Origin of the sequence: Pseudomonas lutea (assembly GCF_000759445.1) — a bacterium.
Lineage (GTDB): Bacteria > Pseudomonadota > Gammaproteobacteria > Pseudomonadales > Pseudomonadaceae > Aquipseudomonas > Aquipseudomonas lutea.
In genome coordinates this window covers 1,648,009-1,664,916 of record NZ_JRMB01000002.1, presented here as the reverse complement: position 1 = coordinate 1,664,916, position 16,908 = coordinate 1,648,009, and the positions used below count along the sequence as shown (strand labels likewise).

Below are 16,908 nucleotides of genomic sequence, written 5' to 3'. Positions count from 1 at the left end.
TGCCTCTTTGGAGCTGACGCCGTCGCAGGGGCGCCCTCAACGCGGATGCGTCAGCGCGGCCGGTGTTCAATCCTGGGCGGCTGAGGCCACTGTTGTGCAGCATGCAAAACCCGAAGAATGAGAACGGTTGTGGGGGCTTCGGCATACACAACCAAGTAGTTCGGAGCCACTACAATCTCCCTGGTGCCTGCTTCCCGACCGGTTTTATAAAGCCTGGGGTGGCGAGGGAGGTGGCCGATGCGTAAATCGACTTCCTCCTTGAAACGCCGCGCTGCGTTGGCGTCATGGTTCGCGATGTATTCAAGAATCGCCAGCAAATCCGCTTTGGCATACTTGGTCCATTCAAGTCTCAGCACCGCGCTTCCTTTCAAGTAGTTCTGTGGCGGCAGCCATGACGTCCTCGTGCGAGTGCGTCGGCCCCGAGTCATCCATGGCTTCACGCACCTTGGCTTTAAACCATTGATCGTAAGCATCCGGGTGCGCGCCAAGGCCTGCGGGCAGGCCGCCTTCTCGGACGACCCGCGTGAGTAAAATACGTACGGCATCGGAGATTGTCAGGCCGAAGTTGGCCAAAGTTTCCGACGCCTCGGTTTTAAGCGCCTGATCGATCCTGACATGCAGCATTGAAGTCTGGGTTGTCATGAGGGCTACTCCTGAAAAAAGAGCACTATGTATCTCAGATGAGATACGTACAACAACCATCTTCAATTAGACGACGGCCGATACTGCAGCGCCTCTGCAATGTGGCAGCGGGCGATTGCGTCCACCTTCTCCAGATCCGCCAGCGTTCTCGCAACCTTCAGCAGACGGTGTGCGGCGCGCAGGGAAAGGTTGAGGCGCTCACAGGCAATTTCGAGCCAGGCTTCGTCTTCCGGTAGCAGCGCGCAGTGTTGGCGTAGCGCGGGCAGGTCGAGAAATGCGTTGGCGCAGCCCTGCCGTCGTTCCTGGCGCTGCCGGGCTTCAGACACTGCTTCAGCCGCGCGGGCGCTTTCACCCTTGGTGCCCTGCGCGCCTGCCAGCGACGTCGTCTCACGCGCGACCGTCAGATGCAGGTCAATCCGGTCGAGCAGCGGCCCGGACAGCTTGTTGCGGTAACGCTGAATCTGATCGGTCGAGCAACGGCAGCGCCCGGTTGGCTCACCGTGGTACCCGCATGGGCAAGGGTTCATCGCTGCGACCAGTTGGAAGCGCGCCGGGAAGCGCACTCGATCCCTCGCCCGGGAAATCACGATATGGCCAGACTCAAGGGGCTCTCGCAGCACCTCCAGCACGCGTCGGTCAAACTCCGGCAGCTCGTCCAGAAACAGCACGCCGTGGTGCGCGAGGGTGATCTCACCGGGTTGCGGACGACTGCCACCTCCGACCAGAGCAGGACCCGACGCCGAATGATGAGGTTGCCTGAAAGGCCGTTGGGGCCAACTGGTCAAAGGGGCATGACTGGCGACCGATTGAATTGCCGCGACCTCCAGTGCTTCGAGCTCATTCAACGGTGGCAACAACCCCGGCAGGCGGCTGGCTAGCAGCGTTTTGCCAGTGCCGGGCGGTCCGCTGAAAAGAAGATTGTGTGCGCCGGCTGCGGCCACCAACAACGCGCGTTTGGCAGCGGTCTGGCCTTGCACCTCGCTTAAGTCAGGATAAGGCTGCGTCTGTAGAATCAGTCCATTGGACTTATAAGGCGCGATGACCGTATGCCCGTTCAGGTGGGACACCAGCTCCAGCAGATGACTGACAGCGATTACCTTCAGGCCTGACGCCAGGCACGCTTCCTCGGCATTTACCGCCGGCACGATCAGCGTGTGCCCGGCTTCCCGCGCGGCAAGCGCCGCCGGGAGCACGCCTTGCACGGCTCGAATCGCCCCCGACAACGCCAACTCGCCAAGACACTCGATGCCTTCCAGGGCCAGCGTGGGCACCTGCGCGCTCGCGGCGAGCAAGCCAAGCGCAATGGCCAGATCAAATCGCCCGCCGTCCTTGGGTAAGTCGGCGGGAGCGAGATTGAGCGTGATCCGTCGCGCCGGGTATTCCAGCCGACAGTTGAGGAGGGCGCTGCGCACCCGATCCTTGCTTTCCTTCACCGCACCCTCCGGCAGACCCACCAGCGTCAGGCTCGGCAGGCCATTGGCGAGATGGGTTTCGACGGTCACGGCGGGCGCTTCCACGCCAACTTGGGCGCGGCTCAGAACAATCGCGAGGGACATGACTTTCCTTGAAGGCAGAACCGCTTCCTGCGGCGAGCTGAAGGATAGTCATTGGCCCCGCGGGTTGGCGGGGGCATGTTTTTCGGGGTGTGTATTGAAGGGCAGGGGCACGGGGGGATAACTCGATTGCCACGGTGGAGGCGATCAGGGCTCAGGTTCAGCGCATTGCGCACTGCGCCTGAGCACTCACAGGGTTAAGCGCTCAACCCTGTGGCTCATCCCCCGACGCGTGTGGTTGCGTCGCTAGTTGCGCCTCCATTTCCGCCACCTTCGCCTCCAGTGCCTCAAGACGGGCACGGGTGCGGGCGAGCACGATCATCTGGCTGTCGAATTCTTCCCGGCTAACCAGATCCAGCTTGCTGAACCCGCTTTGCAGCAGGGCCTTGAACTGGGCTTCGAATTCGCTTCGAGGAACAGGGGTTTCGCCGGTGAAGAGGCGGGAGGCGTGGCCGCTCAGGGCGTCGAGGAAGGCTTTGGGGGCGAGCATGATGAGATTCCTGAATCAGATGCCGCGAGTGTAGCACGCAGGTTTTGCATGGCTCGCAGGGTCAGGCTCTGCACGCTTTTCGCGCATCGCACCGTGCACGAGCGCACCGTTGTTGTGCGGTGTCAGCGGGCGGTGGCTACGCTTGAGCATGAATCAACCGCTGAAGTGCCGAAAATCGCGCCTATTCATGAGATGGCAAGCTTTCTGCTTAGTGGCATGTAACCCATGCACTGATGCAGTCGCTGTGACGAATGCAGTGCGGCAGGCGGAGCGGGGATGTTTCGTCATAAGCGGTTTACTGGAGGCGGTCAGGCCTGATTCGGCCACGACGCGTTACAAAGCCAGGCACTGCGCTTAGACTTGAGTCGGGTTTGTTTTCCTGGGGCAAGTCCACCAATTCGGGAGAAAGTTTCATGAAGCTAGTCACTGCCATCATCAAGCCGTTCAAGCTGGACGACGTACGCGAGTCGCTGTCCGAAATCGGCGTGCAGGGCATCACGGTTACTGAAGTCAAAGGCTTCGGACGTCAGAAGGGCCACACCGAGCTCTACCGCGGTGCGGAATATGTAGTCGACTTCCTCCCCAAGGTGAAGATCGATGTTGCGATCGACGACAAGGATCTGGACCGCGTTATCGAAGCGATAACCAAAGCGGCCAACACCGGCAAGATCGGTGACGGCAAGATCTTCGTGGTCAATCTGGAACAGGCCATCCGCATCCGTACCGGCGAAACCGATACCGACGCAATCTAAGCCGCCAAACCCAAAGCCCCAGGAGAAAACAATATGACTCTGCGTCAATTCGCAGGGCTAGGAGCCCTGTTGTCCCTCGTCACCCCTGGCTTGGCCATGGCGGCAGACGAAGTGGCAGCCCCTGTACTCAATTCTGGCGACACCGCCTGGATGCTGACCTCGACCGCCCTGGTGCTGTTCATGACCATCCCCGGCCTGGCGCTGTTCTACGGCGGCATGGTTCGCTCCAAAAACATTCTTTCCGTGATGATGCAGTGCTTCGCCATCACCGGCCTGATCAGCATCCTGTGGGTCGTTTACGGCTACAGCATGGCGTTCGACACCACCGGGATGGAAGCCAACGTCGTCAACTTCAACTCCTTCGTCGGCGGCCTCTCGAAGGCGTTCCTGGCAGGCATCACGCCCGCTAGCATCACAGGCCCGGCGGCATTGTTTCCCGAAGCCGTTTTCGTTACGTTCCAGATGACCTTCGCGATCATCACCCCGGCGCTGATCGTCGGCGCGTTCGCGGAACGCATGAAGTTCTCCGCGATGCTGATCTTCATGGCGATCTGGTTCACGCTGGTTTATGCACCGATTGCGCACATGGTCTGGAGTGGCGTCGGCGGTCTTTTGTGGGACTGGGGCGTGCTCGATTTCGCGGGCGGCACCGTTGTTCACATCAACGCCGGTGTGGCTGGCCTGGTAGCGTGCCTGGTACTCGGCAAGCGTAAAGGTTTCCCGACAACCCCGATGGCTCCGCACAACCTGGGTTATACCCTGGTGGGTGCCGCCATGCTGTGGGTAGGCTGGTTTGGCTTCAACGCCGGCTCGGCGGCTGCTGCCAACGGCACTGCCGGCATGGCCATGCTGGTTACTCAGATCGCTACCGCTGCGGCAGCGCTGGGCTGGATGTTCGCCGAGTGGCTGACCCACGGTAAGCCAAGCGCTCTGGGCATTGCCTCGGGTGTGGTTGCCGGTCTGGTTGCCGTTACCCCTGCAGCAGGTACCGTCGGCCCGATGGGTGGCCTGATTATTGGTCTCGCGGCAGGCGTAGTGTGCTTCTTCTGCGCCACCAGCCTGAAGCGCAAGCTGGGCTACGATGACTCGCTGGACGCCTTTGGTGTGCACGGGATCGGCGGTATCCTCGGCGCGATCCTGACCGGCGTGTTCGCAGCGCCGTCACTGGGCGGCTTTGGCACCGTGACTGACATCGCGGCACAAGTCTGGATTCAGTGCAAAGGCGTCGGCTTCACAGTCATCTACACCGCGATCGTGACCTTCATCATTCTCAAGGTGCTCGACATGGTCATGGGCCTGCGTGTTACCGAAGAAGAAGAAGCGGTCGGTCTGGACCTGGCTCAACACAACGAGCGTGGCTACAACTTGTAATCCACACGTCAAAAAATGCCCGGTTATCCGGGCATTTTTTTGCCTGGCGTTTGTCGATAGGGTGGTCTGCGGAAGGCGGACCGTTTCGTGTCTTGGCATGGGTCGCGGCGCTCGCTCATGATTGAGGATCCGGTGCGCTTGCGAAGGCATAAATGCCTTGATTCTCGACTGGCGCAAATCGTCACTCATTGCGCACTTTGTTTTTTTTTCCAGCGCGTTAGAATGCGCGCCGAAGGGCGGAGAACGGTATGTGGCAACAGACCTTGATCACGCTGCGGGCAAGGCCTCGTGGTTTCCATCTGGTGACTGACGAGATCGTTGCAGGGCTTCGCGAATTACGCGAATGCCGCATTGGCCTGCTGCATGTCTGGCTGCAACACACCTCGGCCTCGTTGACCGTCAACGAGAACGCCGACCCTGCGGTACGTCGCGACTTCGAGCGTTTTTTCAATCGTCTTGTGCCTCAGGGCCGCGACGGGTACGAGCATGACGACGAAGGTCCCGACGACTTGCCCGCGCACTTCAAAGCCAGTCTGCTTGGCTGCCAGCTGACATTACCGGTTACAAATGGCCGGCTGGCGTTGGGGACATGGCAAGGTATTTATCTGGGCGAGCATCGTGATACAGGCGGTGCTCGTAAAGTCCTCGTCACCCTTCAGGGTGAGGGGCACGACCGCTGAGTGTGGGCGGTAGTTGAATTTTTTCCGGCTGTCCAAGAAATCGAGCCCAGCTGGGCTATAACTAATCTGCTTTCGCAAGTCATGAGGTAGAACATGAGCGACGACGACATCGATAACGAAGGTCTTGAAGACGATCTGGAAGGCGAAGAGGACGGTGAGGAGCTTGCAGCGGCCCCCGATGACGATGTAGCGGACGTCGAAGACAGTCCTGAAGCATCGGCGACTCCGGCCAAAGGCAAAGCCAAGGCCGCCGTCTCGGTTGACGAATTGCCCAGCGTGGAAGCCAAGAACAAAGAGCGTGATGCTCTGGCTCGCGCGATGGAAGAGTTCCTCGCCCGGGGTGGGAAGGTCGTGGAAGTGGAGGCCAATGTGGTCGCCGATCCGCCCAAGAAGCCTGACAACAAGTACGGCAGCCGTCCTATCTGAAGGAAGGTGTTCGCGCTTGATGAGAAACCCGCTGTCGCTGCGGGTTTTTTATTGCCTGCGATTCGTGTTGCCCAGGCGAAGGCTGGCGTTCGCGCAGCGTGGGTTGGGGATCAAGCCCAGCGCGCCAGCACCTCTGGCAGTTGCGTCAGGCTACTGATTTCGGCATCTGGAGCCTTGTCAGCCTCCCACGCCTTGCCGCCGGGGTTGTACCAGACGGCTCGCAACCCCGCGCGTTGTGCGCCGGCAATGTCATCGCCGGGGTGGTCGCCTACGTGCACGGCTTCTCTGGCATGAGCCTGCCCGCGTTTCAGCGCTTCGATGAAGGGCGCGGGATCGGGTTTGCCGATGCCCAGATCTTCTGCGCACAACGCGAACGCAAAGTAATCGGCCAGGCCCAGGCGGCGCACGTCGGCGTTGCCGTTGGTCACGACCCCCAGCGTATAAGACTTGGTCAAAATCTCCAGTGTCGGGACGACCTCAGGGAAGATGTCCAGCTGATGCCGGCCCTGAAGAAACACCTCAAAGCTCTGGTCAGCCAGGTCCTGGGCTTCAGCTTCCGCGTAGCCGGCATCTTCGAGCGCACGGAAAAGAACCTTGCGGCGCAGTGCGCTGATGCGGTGCTTGAACGTCGGGTCTTCTTCAATCAGGCGTGAGCGGATTTCCCACAAATGCTCGACCGGAACCGGGCCAAGCCTAGGGGCGTTCGCCGTGAGCCACTCACGCAGCTTGGCCTCGGCACTGACAATCGCCGGTGCGGTTTCCCACAGCGTATCGTCCAGATCGAAGGTGATCAGCTTAATGCTCATTGTCGGAAGTACCTTTGCGCTTGGCCCGTGGATGGGCGCTGTCATACACAGTGGCCAGATGCTGGAAGTCCAGATGGGTGTAGATCTGAGTGGTTGCAATGTCGGCGTGACCCAGCAACTCCTGCACCGCACGCAGATCCTGGGACGACTCCAGCAAATGGCTGGCAAACGAGTGGCGAAGCATGTGCGGGTGCAGATTCTGGCCCAGCTCGCGTTCACCCGCAGCTTTTACCCGCAGCTGGATGGAGCGCGGACCCAGGCGTCGGCCTTGCTGGCTGACAAACACCGCATCGTCCTGGGGATTGGCCAGCGCGCGTTGTTTCAGCCATTCCTGCAAAGCCTCGCGGGCCTTTCTGCCGACCGGCAAGACTCGGCTTTTGCTGCCTTTGCCCAAGACCTGTACCAGGCCGTCGGCCAGATCAAGGTCTGCGCAATTGAGCCCGGTCAGCTCGGACAAACGCAAACCCGAGGAATAGAACAGTTCCAGAATTGCCTGATCGCGTCGGGCCAGAAAATCATCTTCGACGCCGCCTTCAAGCAATTGCAGTGTGCGGTCGGCATCCAGGGTTTTCGGCAAGCGACGCTCGCCCTTGGGCGGCGACAGCCCATTGGCCGGGTCGTGCTCACAGAGGCCTTCGCGGTTGAGGTAATGGTAAAAACCGCGAACCGCCGACAGCAGTCTTGCGAGGCTGCGCGATGACTGACCCTGCTGGTGCAAGCGCGCGACCAGGCCGCGCATGGCTTGAATATCCAGCGCTTTCCAGCTGCTTATGTTGTGTTTCCCGCAATGCGCCAGCACCTTGTTCAAGTCTCGGCGATAGGCCTCAAGCGTGTGGCTGGACACCTGGCGCTCGCTGCGCAGATGCATGCAGTAAGCGTCCAGTTGCTGCTCCATGACTAGCGCACCGATCGCAATGAATTGGTGAAGCGTGGGAGCAGACGGCTGAGTACGTCGGCGATGTAGCTCAGAAACAGGGTGCCGACCGAGCTTTTGTAATGCTGCGGATCGCGACTGCCAATGGCCAGAACGCCGTGCAGGCCCTGGTGGGTGAGGGCGGCCAGGGCAGTAGAACCCACTTCCTTGCTCTGCTCGCTGCCGAAGAGAAATTCCAGTTCGTGGTCGCGCAACGCACCACACACCGTTTTACCGCCAGACATCAGGCTGCCAATGGCTTTATGTGCGTCGGCGCCGCTGACCCAACGGCCGACCGTCATGGGGTTATCGCTGAAGAGGATCAGGCTGACAAAGGGCACCTGAAATTCCTGGCGCAGGCTGTCTTCAACCGCGATAACAATCTCTTCGAGGCTGGTCGCGTCCATCAGGTCCAGAATCAGGCGACGGGTTTTTTCGAACAACCGGTCGTTGTCCCGCGCTACGTCCATCAACTGTGAGAGTCGATGCCGCATCTCGATGTTGCGTTCGCGAAGCAGCTTGAGCTGGCGCTCGACCAGCGAGACCGTATCGCCACGTTGATGGGGCACGCGCATCATCGCAAGCAGTTCGTCGTGCTCGGCGAAGAAATCAGGGTGTTCTTGCAGCCAGGCCGCAACCGACTCGGCGTCAAGCACAGGCACTGCGTGATCAGCCGGTAACTGGCCGGAGGTGTCGGTTGGAGTTTCAGGCTGGTCGGTCATTGGAATTTCTCGCTCATAGACGTACTTGGCCTTCGTAAACCCGCACGGCCGGGCCGGTCATGACGACGGAATGGCCGGGGCCGGCCCACTCGATGGACAGGCGTCCGCCTGGAAGGTCGATCAGCATCGGCGAATCCATCCAGCCTTGCGTAATTGCAGCAACCGCTGCCGCACAGGCGCCCGTGCCGCACGCCTGGGTTTCTCCGGCGCCACGCTCCCACACTCGCAGTTGGGCACGTTGACGGTCCACAACATGGAGGAAGCCCACGTTCACCCGAGCCGGAAAGCGCGGGTGGTTTTCGATCCTGGGCCCCAGCACGTGCACAGGGGCATTGTTGATGTCGTAGACGCGCAACACGGCGTGCGGGTTGCCCATTGACACCGCCGCAAGCTCAACCGTTTCGCCATCGACATCAAGCGGATAGGAGGTCGCCTGTTCCGGCGCATCGAACGGGATGTCCGCAGGCACCAGACGCGGCGCGCCCATATCAACGCTGATCTGGCCATCGTTGCGGATGTCCAGCTCGATAATGCCGCTTTTGGTCTCGACGCGAATTTGCTTCTTGGCCGTCAGCCGCTTGTCCAGCACAAAGCGCGCAAAACACCGCGCACCGTTGCCGCACTGCTCGACTTCGGATCCGTCGGAATTGAAGATCCTGTAGCGGAAGTCAACGTCCGGGTTATTCGGGGCTTCAACCAGCAGCAACTGGTCGAAACCGATTCCGGTATGGCGATCGCCCCATTGCTTGGCGTGCTTGGGCGTGATGTGTGCGTGCTGGCTTACGAGGTCCAGCACCATGAAATCATTGCCCAGGCCATGCATCTTGGTAAAACGCAGCAGCATGGGATTACTCCGGCAGCAGGCTTTCGCCGGCAAACAACTCAGTGATGGTTTCACGGCGACGCACTTCAAAAGCCTGCTCACCGTCTACGAGCACCTCAGCCGTGCGTCCGCGGGTGTTGTAGTTGGAACTCATCACAAACCCGTAGGCCCCGGCGGAATGCACAGCCAGCAGGTCACCCTCGGCCAGTGCGAACTCGCGCTCCTTGGCGAGGAAGTCCCCGGTTTCGCAGATCGGCCCCACGATGTCGTAAGTGCGTTTGGCACCCTCGCGCGGCTGAACTGCTGTGACATCCATCCACGCCTGGTAAAGCGCGGGACGGATCAGATCGTTCATGGCGGCATCAACGATGGCGAAGTCTTTGTGTTCGGTGTGCTTGAGGTACTCGATGCGCGTCAGCAGCACGCCCGCATTGGCGACGATAAAGCGGCCGGGCTCGAAGAGCAGTGCCAGATCGCGGCCATCCAGGCGCTCGCGCACGGCCTTGATGTAATCACCTGCCAGTGGCGGCTCCTCGTCGCGATAACGCACACCCAGACCGCCGCCCAGATCGATATGCTTCAGCAGAATGCCGCAATCGCCCAGGCGATCAACCAGGTCGAGCAAGCGGTCGAGCGCGTCGACGAAAGGGGAGAGGGTCGTCAGTTGAGAGCCGATGTGGCAGTCGACACCGACCACATCCAGGTTCGGCAGCTGCGCAGCCCGTATGTAAACGTCTTCGGCGTCAGCGATGGCGATGCCGAATTTGTTTTCTTTCAGGCCGGTGGAGATGTAGGGGTGAGTCCCGGCGTCGACGTCCGGGTTGACGCGCAGCGAGACCGGAGCGCGGACGCCCATTTCGGCGGCTACGACTTGCAGACGTTCAAGTTCGTCGGTGGATTCGACGTTGAAGCAATGAACACCGACTTCGAGTGCGCGACGCATGTCGTCACGGGTCTTGCCCACGCCCGAGAAAACGATCTTCTCAGGCTGGCCACCCGCCGCCAGCACGCGCTCCAGTTCGCCACGGGACACAATGTCGAAGCCGGCGCCAAGGCGCGCCAGCACATTGAGAACGCCCAGGTTGGAGTTGGCTTTTACGGCAAAGCAGACCAGATGCGGCATGCCGTCCAGGGCATCAGCGTAAGCGCGATACTGCGCCTCGATGTGCGCGCGGGAATAGACGTATGTCGGCGTGCCGAAACGCTCGGCAATGGCAGACAACGCCACTCCTTCCGCGAACAGCTCGCCGTCGCGGTAGTTGAAGGCGTCCATGACTGATTCCTAGTAGGTCGATGTCTGATGCTTGTGCGAGTGCGACTTGGTCTGGCTGGAGCCGTCGGATGAGTCGTCGTCAGGCAGGTACAGGGGACCTTTCTGACCGCAGGCAGAGACCAGACACGCAACTGCAAGCAGCGCGGCCAGGGAGGAAATCAGGCGCTTCATGGCGAAATCCTTTGTATAAGCATTAATTGCGCCCGAGTATACCGACCACCCGACAGATTGCCTATGCGCTGGAGTTCCCGTCCGGCGGGGCTTTGACGGTGCCATGCAACGATGCCGCGTGCCCCGCGCGGATTTCTGACGCAGTGAAGGGCACTTGGGCGGGTAGCCTTTGCAATTGCCAGGGAGCGACCGTATCGTGCGTCGCTGCGCCATCCGCTGACACTTTTGAGGTTCATGCAATGAGTTTGACCGAAGCCCGCTTTCACGACCTGGTCGATGCCACCCAAGAAAAGCTCGAGGATATCTTCGACGAGAGCGGTCTGGATCTGGACCTTGAGAGCTCCGCCGGAGTGTTGACCGTGAAGTTTGAAAATGGCTCTCAGTTTATCTTCAGTCGCCAGGAGCCTTTGCGTCAGCTGTGGCTGGCGGCAGTGGATGGTGGTTTCCACTTCGACTACGACGAAGAAGGCAGTCGCTGGGTGTGCGATAAGAGTGAAGAGCTGTTAGGCGAAATGCTGCAGCGGCTGGCGCAAAAGCAGGCCGGGGCCGACATCGATTTCGACGCCCTCGACGGCAGCGACGGCAACCGCTGATGGCTGTTGGTGCCACGGCGGCCAAGCCAGCAAAACCGTTGTTCAGCAATGTCAGCCCGGCGGTGCCGTCGCCGTGCATCAGCATCTGTCGGCTTGACGAGGACAAGGTCTGCACGGGATGTCAGCGCCACGTCGAAGACATCCGCGAATGGCGGTCGGCGACCGACGAGCGCCGTCGGGAGATCGTCCGCCAAGCGGATTTGCGTCGCAGCACGACTTCCAGACAAGCGTGTGAATGACTGAGCCCTGGGATCTGTAGGCGCCGGCTTGCTGGCCAATCTGATTCGGCGTTTACCTGGCAGCGCCTGGATAAACGCCTTCGCCAGCAAGCCGGCTCCTACAATATTCGGTTCATGGCGCGAAGCTGGGGCTACGTCGCGTCACGCCTCATGTCGTAAAGCCGCCCTTGTGTCGAACCGCCGTCCAGGCCGCAGCAATAGTCACATCTGATCCATCGCCGCATTCAGCGAGTCTTCGAGCTGCGCCTTGTAGCGCAGGAACAGAATCGTCTGCCCATGCGTGTCTCCGAGTATTCCTGAAAGGTCCAGGTCGGTGATGTAGCAGCGGTACCGTTGCGCTTCGCGCCGCTGCTCGAGGATCCGCCGAGCCACGACGCTGAACAGCTGATCGCCATATTCCAGCTCGGAAAATTCCATCCCGTCGCAATACAGTGTCACGCTCACCTGGCCGGGCGATGCCTCCTCGATGATCGCCTGCACGTCAAAGAATGAATTGTCGATCAGTACGGTCGGCGGCGGGCGGTGCTCGACGCGACGGGCTCGACCTGAGCCGTCCGGGGTGATGCGGTAATACAGCGTTTCCAGCGACATCGAACCCGGCGGGTTATCCAGCGGCAGCAATGCCACGCGACGATACATCAGCGACTGGAAAAAACGTCGCAGCGGCACCAGCAGGCTGGGTTCATCGTGGTAGTCCACACGCTGATGCCACAGCGAATTATGTTCATCGAGCACATACAGATCGGCATGCGGTTCATTTATCCGATAAAACACTTGGACGCATTCCGGGTGGCCATAAGGGATAAGCAGGGACAGGTCCGAATCATCCAGTGCCTGGGGGTCCAGATGAATCGGGCTGTAAGTGGAGAGTTCTTCACCCAGATATGCGTACAGCGCCGGCAAATGCTCAAGCGCGACATGGCTGATGTGGCCCGGCATCATCTCCAGCACGTGATAGCGTTGCTCGACCTGGATGAGGTACCGATGATTCAGTCGCCGGGCCAGCAGCAGTTGCGCCGTGCCGATGAGCTCCTCCACACGTTGCGCAATTGCCGGTGCGCGGTTGTGACAGAAGCTACGCACGCGAATGACGGGTTTCGTAGCGGTCGCCTCAAGCCCGTTGAGCAACTCGGTCAGGCAGTCCAGCAACGCATACGGACCGTCGAAGCGATTGACCAGCACCTCGTTCCAGCTGTTGAGGGTGATTTGATCGAACGTCAATACGAGATTTTCCCGAACGCCGGCATAGCTCAGGGAATCGGTGCGCTCCGTGGTCATCAGGATGTTCAGATCTTTATGGTGCCGGAGTGGATCGACGCCGACGTTGACCAGCAGCAGTATCTCGCGAGGCACGCTAGGGCTCAGCAACACGTCTTCCTCGACCATGCCCAGCGGCAGAGCAATGGTCTGTTGCAAGGCGCCCTGGAGGTTGAACAGCTCAAACTCGGTCAGATCGCTGATGCCCGGATGCAGCGCAAGGTGCGTGCTGGTGTCGATGACGGTGTTGCGATGGCACCACGTCAACAGTTCGAGCAACTCGCGACAGCGCTTTATCGGAGCGAAAGTTTCCAGTTCGTACGCGCTCAGATTGCCGTTATAGAGACACCATTGGTATTTGCCAGGCTCGCGCTTGTTGGGTAACTGCGCCAGTGTCAGGGTGTCTTCCGCCAGATCCGGCGCGATGCCCGGGTTCAAAAACTCCACTTTGCCGGCTTTGCGCTCGAATGCAGCGTACAAGCGGCGCCCGAGCACACTGAGGTCGCGCTTGTTGATTGAAGTCCCTGCCTTGTGCGCGCGGGCGAACTGGATCAGGAAGCGGTAGCTGAGGTTGAGCTCGCCCACTACCGCGCGACGTTCGCTGGCCACCTGCCGGACTTTCCACTGGCTGCGACTGTCCAGCAGCGCGAGTTGGCGCTCGTCCCACTTCCACTCACTGACCAGTCGCTCCAGCAAAGCACGTTGCCAGCCGGTAGTGCGGTGGCGCGCTGCGCCAGTCAGCTTTTTGTTCACCTTCAGGTATAGGCTGCGGCGTACCAGCTCAAGGCGTTCAGGCTCTCTTCTGGCGAGCAGGTATTCTTCGATGCGCCGATAAACCATGACGTAGGGATCAAGCTCATCCAGATCGGCCTGACAGGTGAACACCGCTTGCTTGAAGCGCATGCTCAGGCACTGCACCTCGGGATGCTCACTGGCATAGACTTCGGTCAGCAGCAGCTTGAGCACTGATTTGTAGGGCGATTCAATACCCTTGAACAGCTGCCAAAGCCCGGCACCGATGAATTCGCCCGGCGGTATGAGCGACATATTCCCCAAATCCAGCACTTCGTCGGCGCGGATAAAGCGCTTCGACAACAGGGTATGCGTGTATTCGGCGTATCGGGTTTCTTCGTAAACCGGCACCAGCCACCACATCGGGGTGCGCCCGGCCAGCCAGATGGCGGTGCGATAGAACTCGTCGAGTAGCAAAAAGTGCTGGGTCGTCCCGCAGTCTTCACCGCTTAGCTGCGCGTCTCGCTCGCCGGCGACGAAGCGCTGCGGGTCAACCAGAAAAAAGTGCGCCTCGGCGCCCATGCTCGCTGCCCAGCTTTCAAGCGCCTGACATTTTTTGCGCAGCTCCTGGACGTCCTCCGCAGACAGGTACGGGTCATGGCAGATCCATACGTCCATATCGCTCTGGTCGGTCTGCGCAAGCGTGCCAAGACTGCCCATCAGGAAGATGCCGTGAATCGGCTGCGGCGCATTCCCGCGGCGTGGTTTGTAGGAAAAAGACCGTGTCAGGCGTTGCGCCTCGGCAAGGGCCTGGCCATCAGGCTCGTAGTGTGAAACCCCGGCCGGTGTGGACCCTGAAACATAGCCTGGGAACAGCGGGTGATTGACGTGAAAAAAAAGCGGGAGCAGCGCAAGCACACTCTGCTGCCTCGTCGACAGCCCTTCATTTGCGCGTAGCAACCGGCCTTGGCTTAAGGCCAGAAAACGGCTTCGTAATTGAGCGAGGACCTTGCGGTCAATGCCCTCATCCAAATCCGGGCGAATTTCGGAACTACGCGTCATCGCGACTCGAAGCCGGCGGGCGGCACTGCATAAAGGGTGAAGGTGTAGCGACAGTCAAGACGGTTACCGATGGGGCCGAAAGGGCTCGGGCAACTGCGCGTCTTTTTTATGGCGCCATTATTTTATCGGCGCAGCATCGTATAAATGGAGGATTCGCGAAACCTTTATTTAATGCGTCCAGGCAAGGCTTCGCGAGGTGCAGGTTCAGGCGGCTTCCTGGCTCGTGGCGAGAATAATCAGCAGCGATTGCGCATGTTCGGCGGCATCCAGCCCAAGGCTGGTCAGGTACCCGCCATCGACTTGCGTGATGAGGCCTTTGTCAAAGAGGCGTTGAGTGGCGGCGATGGCCGCAGGTGCTGCGACATGGTGAACCTTCAGACCCTCTTTGGTGTTACTCAGATTGAACAGCGACAGGATTTCCAGCTCGGCAACCACTTCAGGGGTAAACGACATAGGTGCTCCAGACTTTTCCAGTGGATACACCGCGACCAAAATCGCAGGCGTGACGGCCTCGTCGCCAGGCGACAGCGAGGCTGTTGGAGTGTAGTTAGCGTCTGGGGATTTTGCAGAAAGTATCTGGCCGGTCGTCAGATCGGTGATCGACCGGCATGTGCAGCGGAGGTTTACTCTTCGTCAGCCAGCTTCACACCGGGCGGCATGTCAGGCAGCGCGCGCAGCGCTTGTTCATACCAGGCGGTATTGAAAGGGCGGTCGTCCTCAAGGATGCCGTCGATTTCGACCGCCAGCACGTGGGCCATCATCACCAGAATTTCTTCACGCTCGTAACCGACCAGAGTCAGCTTGTTGAACGTGGCTTTGGCCGCTGGCGGGTTATCGCTTTCAATCTGGTTTTCAATCGCCTGAATCAGGGTCGTCTCGGCAAACTCTTCTTCGTCGTTTTCGATGTGGCCGCTCATGGTGTCCTCGATGTACTGCCCATTAGTGAGGCCGCCCGTGTCGGGCGGCCCGTTCGAAGCGTTCAGCGCGTGGCGAGCAAATGCTGGCCGCGCGCAACCGCCGCTCTGACCTGTGCCGGTGCAGTGCCGCCGATGTGATTGCGGGCGTTGACCGAGCCCTCGAGCGTCAGCACCGCGAAGACGTCCTGTTCGATCTGGTCGCTGAACCGGCGAAGCTCGTCCAGCGTCATCTCGGCCAGGTCTTTGCCGGTCTCGACGCCATACTTGACTGCGTGACCGACGATCTCGTGGCAATCACGGAATGGCAGCCCGCGGCGAACCAGGTAGTCGGCAAGGTCGGTAGCGGTGGAAAACCCGCGCAGCGCCGCTTCACGCATGATCGCGTGTTTTGGCTTGATCGCCGGAATCATGTCGGCGAAGGCGCGCAGCGAATCGCGCAGCGTGTCGGCTGCGTCGAACAGTGGCTCCTTGTCCTCCTGGTTGTCCTTGTTGTAAGCCAGCGGCTGGCCCTTCATCAGGGTCAACAGGCCCATCAGGGCGCCGAATACGCGGCCGCTTTTGCCACGAACCAGCTCGGGCACGTCAGGGTTTTTCTTTTGCGGCATGATCGAACTGCCGGTGCAGAAGCGGTCAGGCAGGTCGATAAACTGAAATTGCGCGCTGGTCCACAGCACCAGCTCTTCGGAGAAGCGCGACAGGTGCATCATGGCGATGCTGGCCGCAGAGCAGAATTCGATGGCGAAGTCGCGGTCCGAAACGCTATCCAGCGAGTTGCCACCTACGGCCTCAAAACCCAAAAGCTGACACGTCAGCTCGCGGTCGATGGGGTAGGTGGTACCGGCCAGCGCGGCGCTGCCCAGCGGCATGCGGTTGGTGCGCTTGCGGCAGTCGACCAGGCGTTCGTAATCACGGCTGAGCATCTCGAACCACGCCAGCATGTGGTGGCCGAAGGTGACCGGCTGTGCTGTTTGCAGGTGGGTGAAGCCCGGCATGATGCTGTCGGCTTCGCGCTCGGCCAGGCCCAGCAGGCCTTCTTGCAGGCGGGTGATCTCGGCCAGAATCAGGTCGATCTCGTCACGCAGCCAGAGGCGGATGTCGGTTGCAACCTGGTCATTTCGGCTACGGCCGGTGTGCAGCTTTTTACCGGTGACGCCGATGCGGTCGGTCAGCCGCGCCTCGATGTTCATGTGCACGTCTTCAAGGTCCACGCGCCAATCGAACGTGCCGGCCTCGATCTCGCCCTGAATGGTGGCGAGCCCGCTGATGATAGTGTCGCGCTCGGCGTCGGTCAGCACGCCGACCTTGGCCAGCATCTTGGCGTGGGCAACGGAACCCATGATGTCGTGCCGATAAAGGCGCTGATCGAAAGTGACGGAGGCGGTGAAGCGCGCGACGAACGCGTCGACGGGTTCACTGAAGCGGCCGCCCCAGGACTGATTGGTCTTGTCGGTGCTCATGATTCGCTCGCTGCTGTGCTGGTTGCTGA

20 protein-coding genes are annotated in these 16,908 nt (G+C 60.3%); 6 read left to right on the top strand and 14 right to left on the bottom strand.

Annotated features, from left to right (window positions below; translation table 11 throughout):
• Positions 1 to 50: 50 nt before the first annotated feature.
• The 4 genes from LT42_RS19590 to LT42_RS19575 all read right to left on the bottom strand — a co-directional run bounded on the left by LT42_RS19590 (position 51) and on the right by LT42_RS19575 (position 2,685).
• On the bottom strand, positions 51 to 356 hold the full coding sequence (locus tag LT42_RS19590) for a type II toxin-antitoxin system RelE/ParE family toxin (RefSeq protein ID WP_037016622.1): 306 nt from the start codon (positions 354 to 356) through the stop codon (positions 51 to 53).
• Positions 343 to 642, bottom strand: a complete 300-nt coding sequence (locus LT42_RS19585; RefSeq protein ID WP_037016620.1) for a type II toxin-antitoxin system RelB/DinJ family antitoxin — start codon at positions 640 to 642, stop codon at positions 343 to 345. The genes LT42_RS19590 and LT42_RS19585 overlap by 14 nt, the downstream gene beginning before the upstream one ends.
• Positions 643 to 704: 62 nt before the next feature.
• A complete protein-coding gene (locus LT42_RS19580) occupies positions 705 to 2,198 on the bottom strand; it encodes a YifB family Mg chelatase-like AAA ATPase (RefSeq protein ID WP_037016618.1) in 1,494 nt (497 codons plus the stop codon).
• Between the two features lie 202 nt (positions 2,199 to 2,400).
• Positions 2,401 to 2,685: an accessory factor UbiK family protein gene (locus tag LT42_RS19575; RefSeq protein WP_037016616.1), complete on the bottom strand. Its 285-nt coding sequence runs from the start codon at positions 2,683 to 2,685 to the stop codon at positions 2,401 to 2,403.
• 413 nt (positions 2,686 to 3,098) lie between these two features.
• Here LT42_RS19575 and glnK point away from each other — a divergent pair, with 413 nt between their 5' ends.
• From glnK to sutA, 4 genes are all read left to right on the top strand, one after another.
• Positions 3,099 to 3,437 carry a P-II family nitrogen regulator gene (gene glnK, locus LT42_RS19570; RefSeq protein WP_002555808.1) on the top strand — a complete coding sequence of 113 codons (339 nt, stop codon included), beginning with the start codon at positions 3,099 to 3,101 and terminating at the stop codon, positions 3,435 to 3,437.
• Between the two features lie 33 nt (positions 3,438 to 3,470).
• Positions 3,471 to 4,808, top strand: coding sequence for an ammonium transporter (locus LT42_RS19565; protein WP_037016614.1), 1,338 nt, complete (start codon positions 3,471 to 3,473; stop codon positions 4,806 to 4,808).
• Positions 4,809 to 5,056: 248 nt separating this feature from the next.
• On the top strand, positions 5,057 to 5,488 hold the full coding sequence (locus tag LT42_RS19560; RefSeq protein WP_037016611.1) for a secondary thiamine-phosphate synthase enzyme YjbQ: 432 nt from the start codon (positions 5,057 to 5,059) through the stop codon (positions 5,486 to 5,488).
• Between the two features lie 93 nt (positions 5,489 to 5,581).
• On the top strand, positions 5,582 to 5,914 hold the full coding sequence (sutA, locus tag LT42_RS19555; RefSeq protein ID WP_037016609.1) for a transcriptional regulator SutA: 333 nt from the start codon (positions 5,582 to 5,584) through the stop codon (positions 5,912 to 5,914).
• 110 nt (positions 5,915 to 6,024) lie between these two features.
• Here sutA and LT42_RS19550 read toward each other — a convergent pair whose 3' ends face one another.
• The 6 genes from LT42_RS19550 to lptM are packed head-to-tail and all read right to left on the bottom strand — an operon-like array spanning position 6,025 to position 10,622.
• Entirely contained in the window at positions 6,025 to 6,720 is a 696-nt protein-coding gene (locus tag LT42_RS19550; RefSeq protein ID WP_037016606.1) for an HAD family hydrolase, read from the bottom strand.
• A complete protein-coding gene (xerC, locus tag LT42_RS19545) occupies positions 6,710 to 7,615 on the bottom strand; it encodes a tyrosine recombinase XerC (protein WP_037016603.1) in 906 nt (301 codons plus the stop codon). The genes LT42_RS19550 and xerC overlap by 11 nt, the downstream gene beginning before the upstream one ends.
• Before the next feature lie 2 nt (positions 7,616 to 7,617).
• Positions 7,618 to 8,355 carry a DUF484 family protein gene (locus LT42_RS19540; protein WP_037016600.1) on the bottom strand — a complete coding sequence of 246 codons (738 nt, stop codon included), beginning with the start codon at positions 8,353 to 8,355 and terminating at the stop codon, positions 7,618 to 7,620.
• Positions 8,356 to 8,368: 13 nt separating this feature from the next.
• Positions 8,369 to 9,199, bottom strand: coding sequence for a diaminopimelate epimerase (gene dapF, locus LT42_RS19535; protein WP_037016597.1), 831 nt, complete (start codon positions 9,197 to 9,199; stop codon positions 8,369 to 8,371).
• Between the two features lie 4 nt (positions 9,200 to 9,203).
• Entirely contained in the window at positions 9,204 to 10,451 is a 1,248-nt protein-coding gene (gene lysA / locus LT42_RS19530; protein ID WP_037016594.1) for a diaminopimelate decarboxylase, read from the bottom strand.
• 9 nt (positions 10,452 to 10,460) lie between these two features.
• Positions 10,461 to 10,622, bottom strand: coding sequence for an LPS translocon maturation chaperone LptM (lptM, locus tag LT42_RS25420; protein WP_037016591.1), 162 nt, complete (start codon positions 10,620 to 10,622; stop codon positions 10,461 to 10,463).
• Between the two features lie 239 nt (positions 10,623 to 10,861).
• Between lptM and cyaY the strand changes: the two genes are divergently transcribed.
• Positions 10,862 to 11,215, top strand: a complete 354-nt coding sequence (gene cyaY, locus LT42_RS19520) for an iron donor protein CyaY (protein ID WP_037016588.1) — start codon at positions 10,862 to 10,864, stop codon at positions 11,213 to 11,215.
• The gene (locus LT42_RS19515; RefSeq protein WP_037016585.1) at positions 11,215 to 11,454 is read left to right on the top strand and encodes a DUF1289 domain-containing protein; all 240 of its coding nucleotides are present in this window, start codon (positions 11,215 to 11,217) and stop codon (positions 11,452 to 11,454) included. Before cyaY ends, LT42_RS19515 begins: the two co-directional genes overlap by 1 nt.
• A 201-nt stretch (positions 11,455 to 11,655) precedes the next feature.
• On the opposite strand, the gene LT42_RS19510 is transcribed toward LT42_RS19515, so the two are convergent.
• From LT42_RS19510 to argH, 4 genes are all read right to left on the bottom strand, one after another.
• The gene (locus LT42_RS19510; RefSeq protein ID WP_037016582.1) at positions 11,656 to 14,505 is read right to left on the bottom strand and encodes a class I adenylate cyclase; all 2,850 of its coding nucleotides are present in this window, start codon (positions 14,503 to 14,505) and stop codon (positions 11,656 to 11,658) included.
• Positions 14,506 to 14,709: 204 nt separating this feature from the next.
• The gene (locus LT42_RS19505) at positions 14,710 to 14,958 is read right to left on the bottom strand and encodes a TIGR02647 family protein (RefSeq protein ID WP_037016580.1); all 249 of its coding nucleotides are present in this window, start codon (positions 14,956 to 14,958) and stop codon (positions 14,710 to 14,712) included.
• Between the two features lie 170 nt (positions 14,959 to 15,128).
• Positions 15,129 to 15,422: a hypothetical protein gene (locus LT42_RS19500; protein WP_037016578.1), complete on the bottom strand. Its 294-nt coding sequence runs from the start codon at positions 15,420 to 15,422 to the stop codon at positions 15,129 to 15,131.
• Positions 15,423 to 15,484: 62 nt separating this feature from the next.
• Entirely contained in the window at positions 15,485 to 16,879 is a 1,395-nt protein-coding gene (gene argH / locus LT42_RS19495) for an argininosuccinate lyase (protein WP_037017586.1), read from the bottom strand.
• Positions 16,880 to 16,908: the final 29 nt, after the last annotated feature.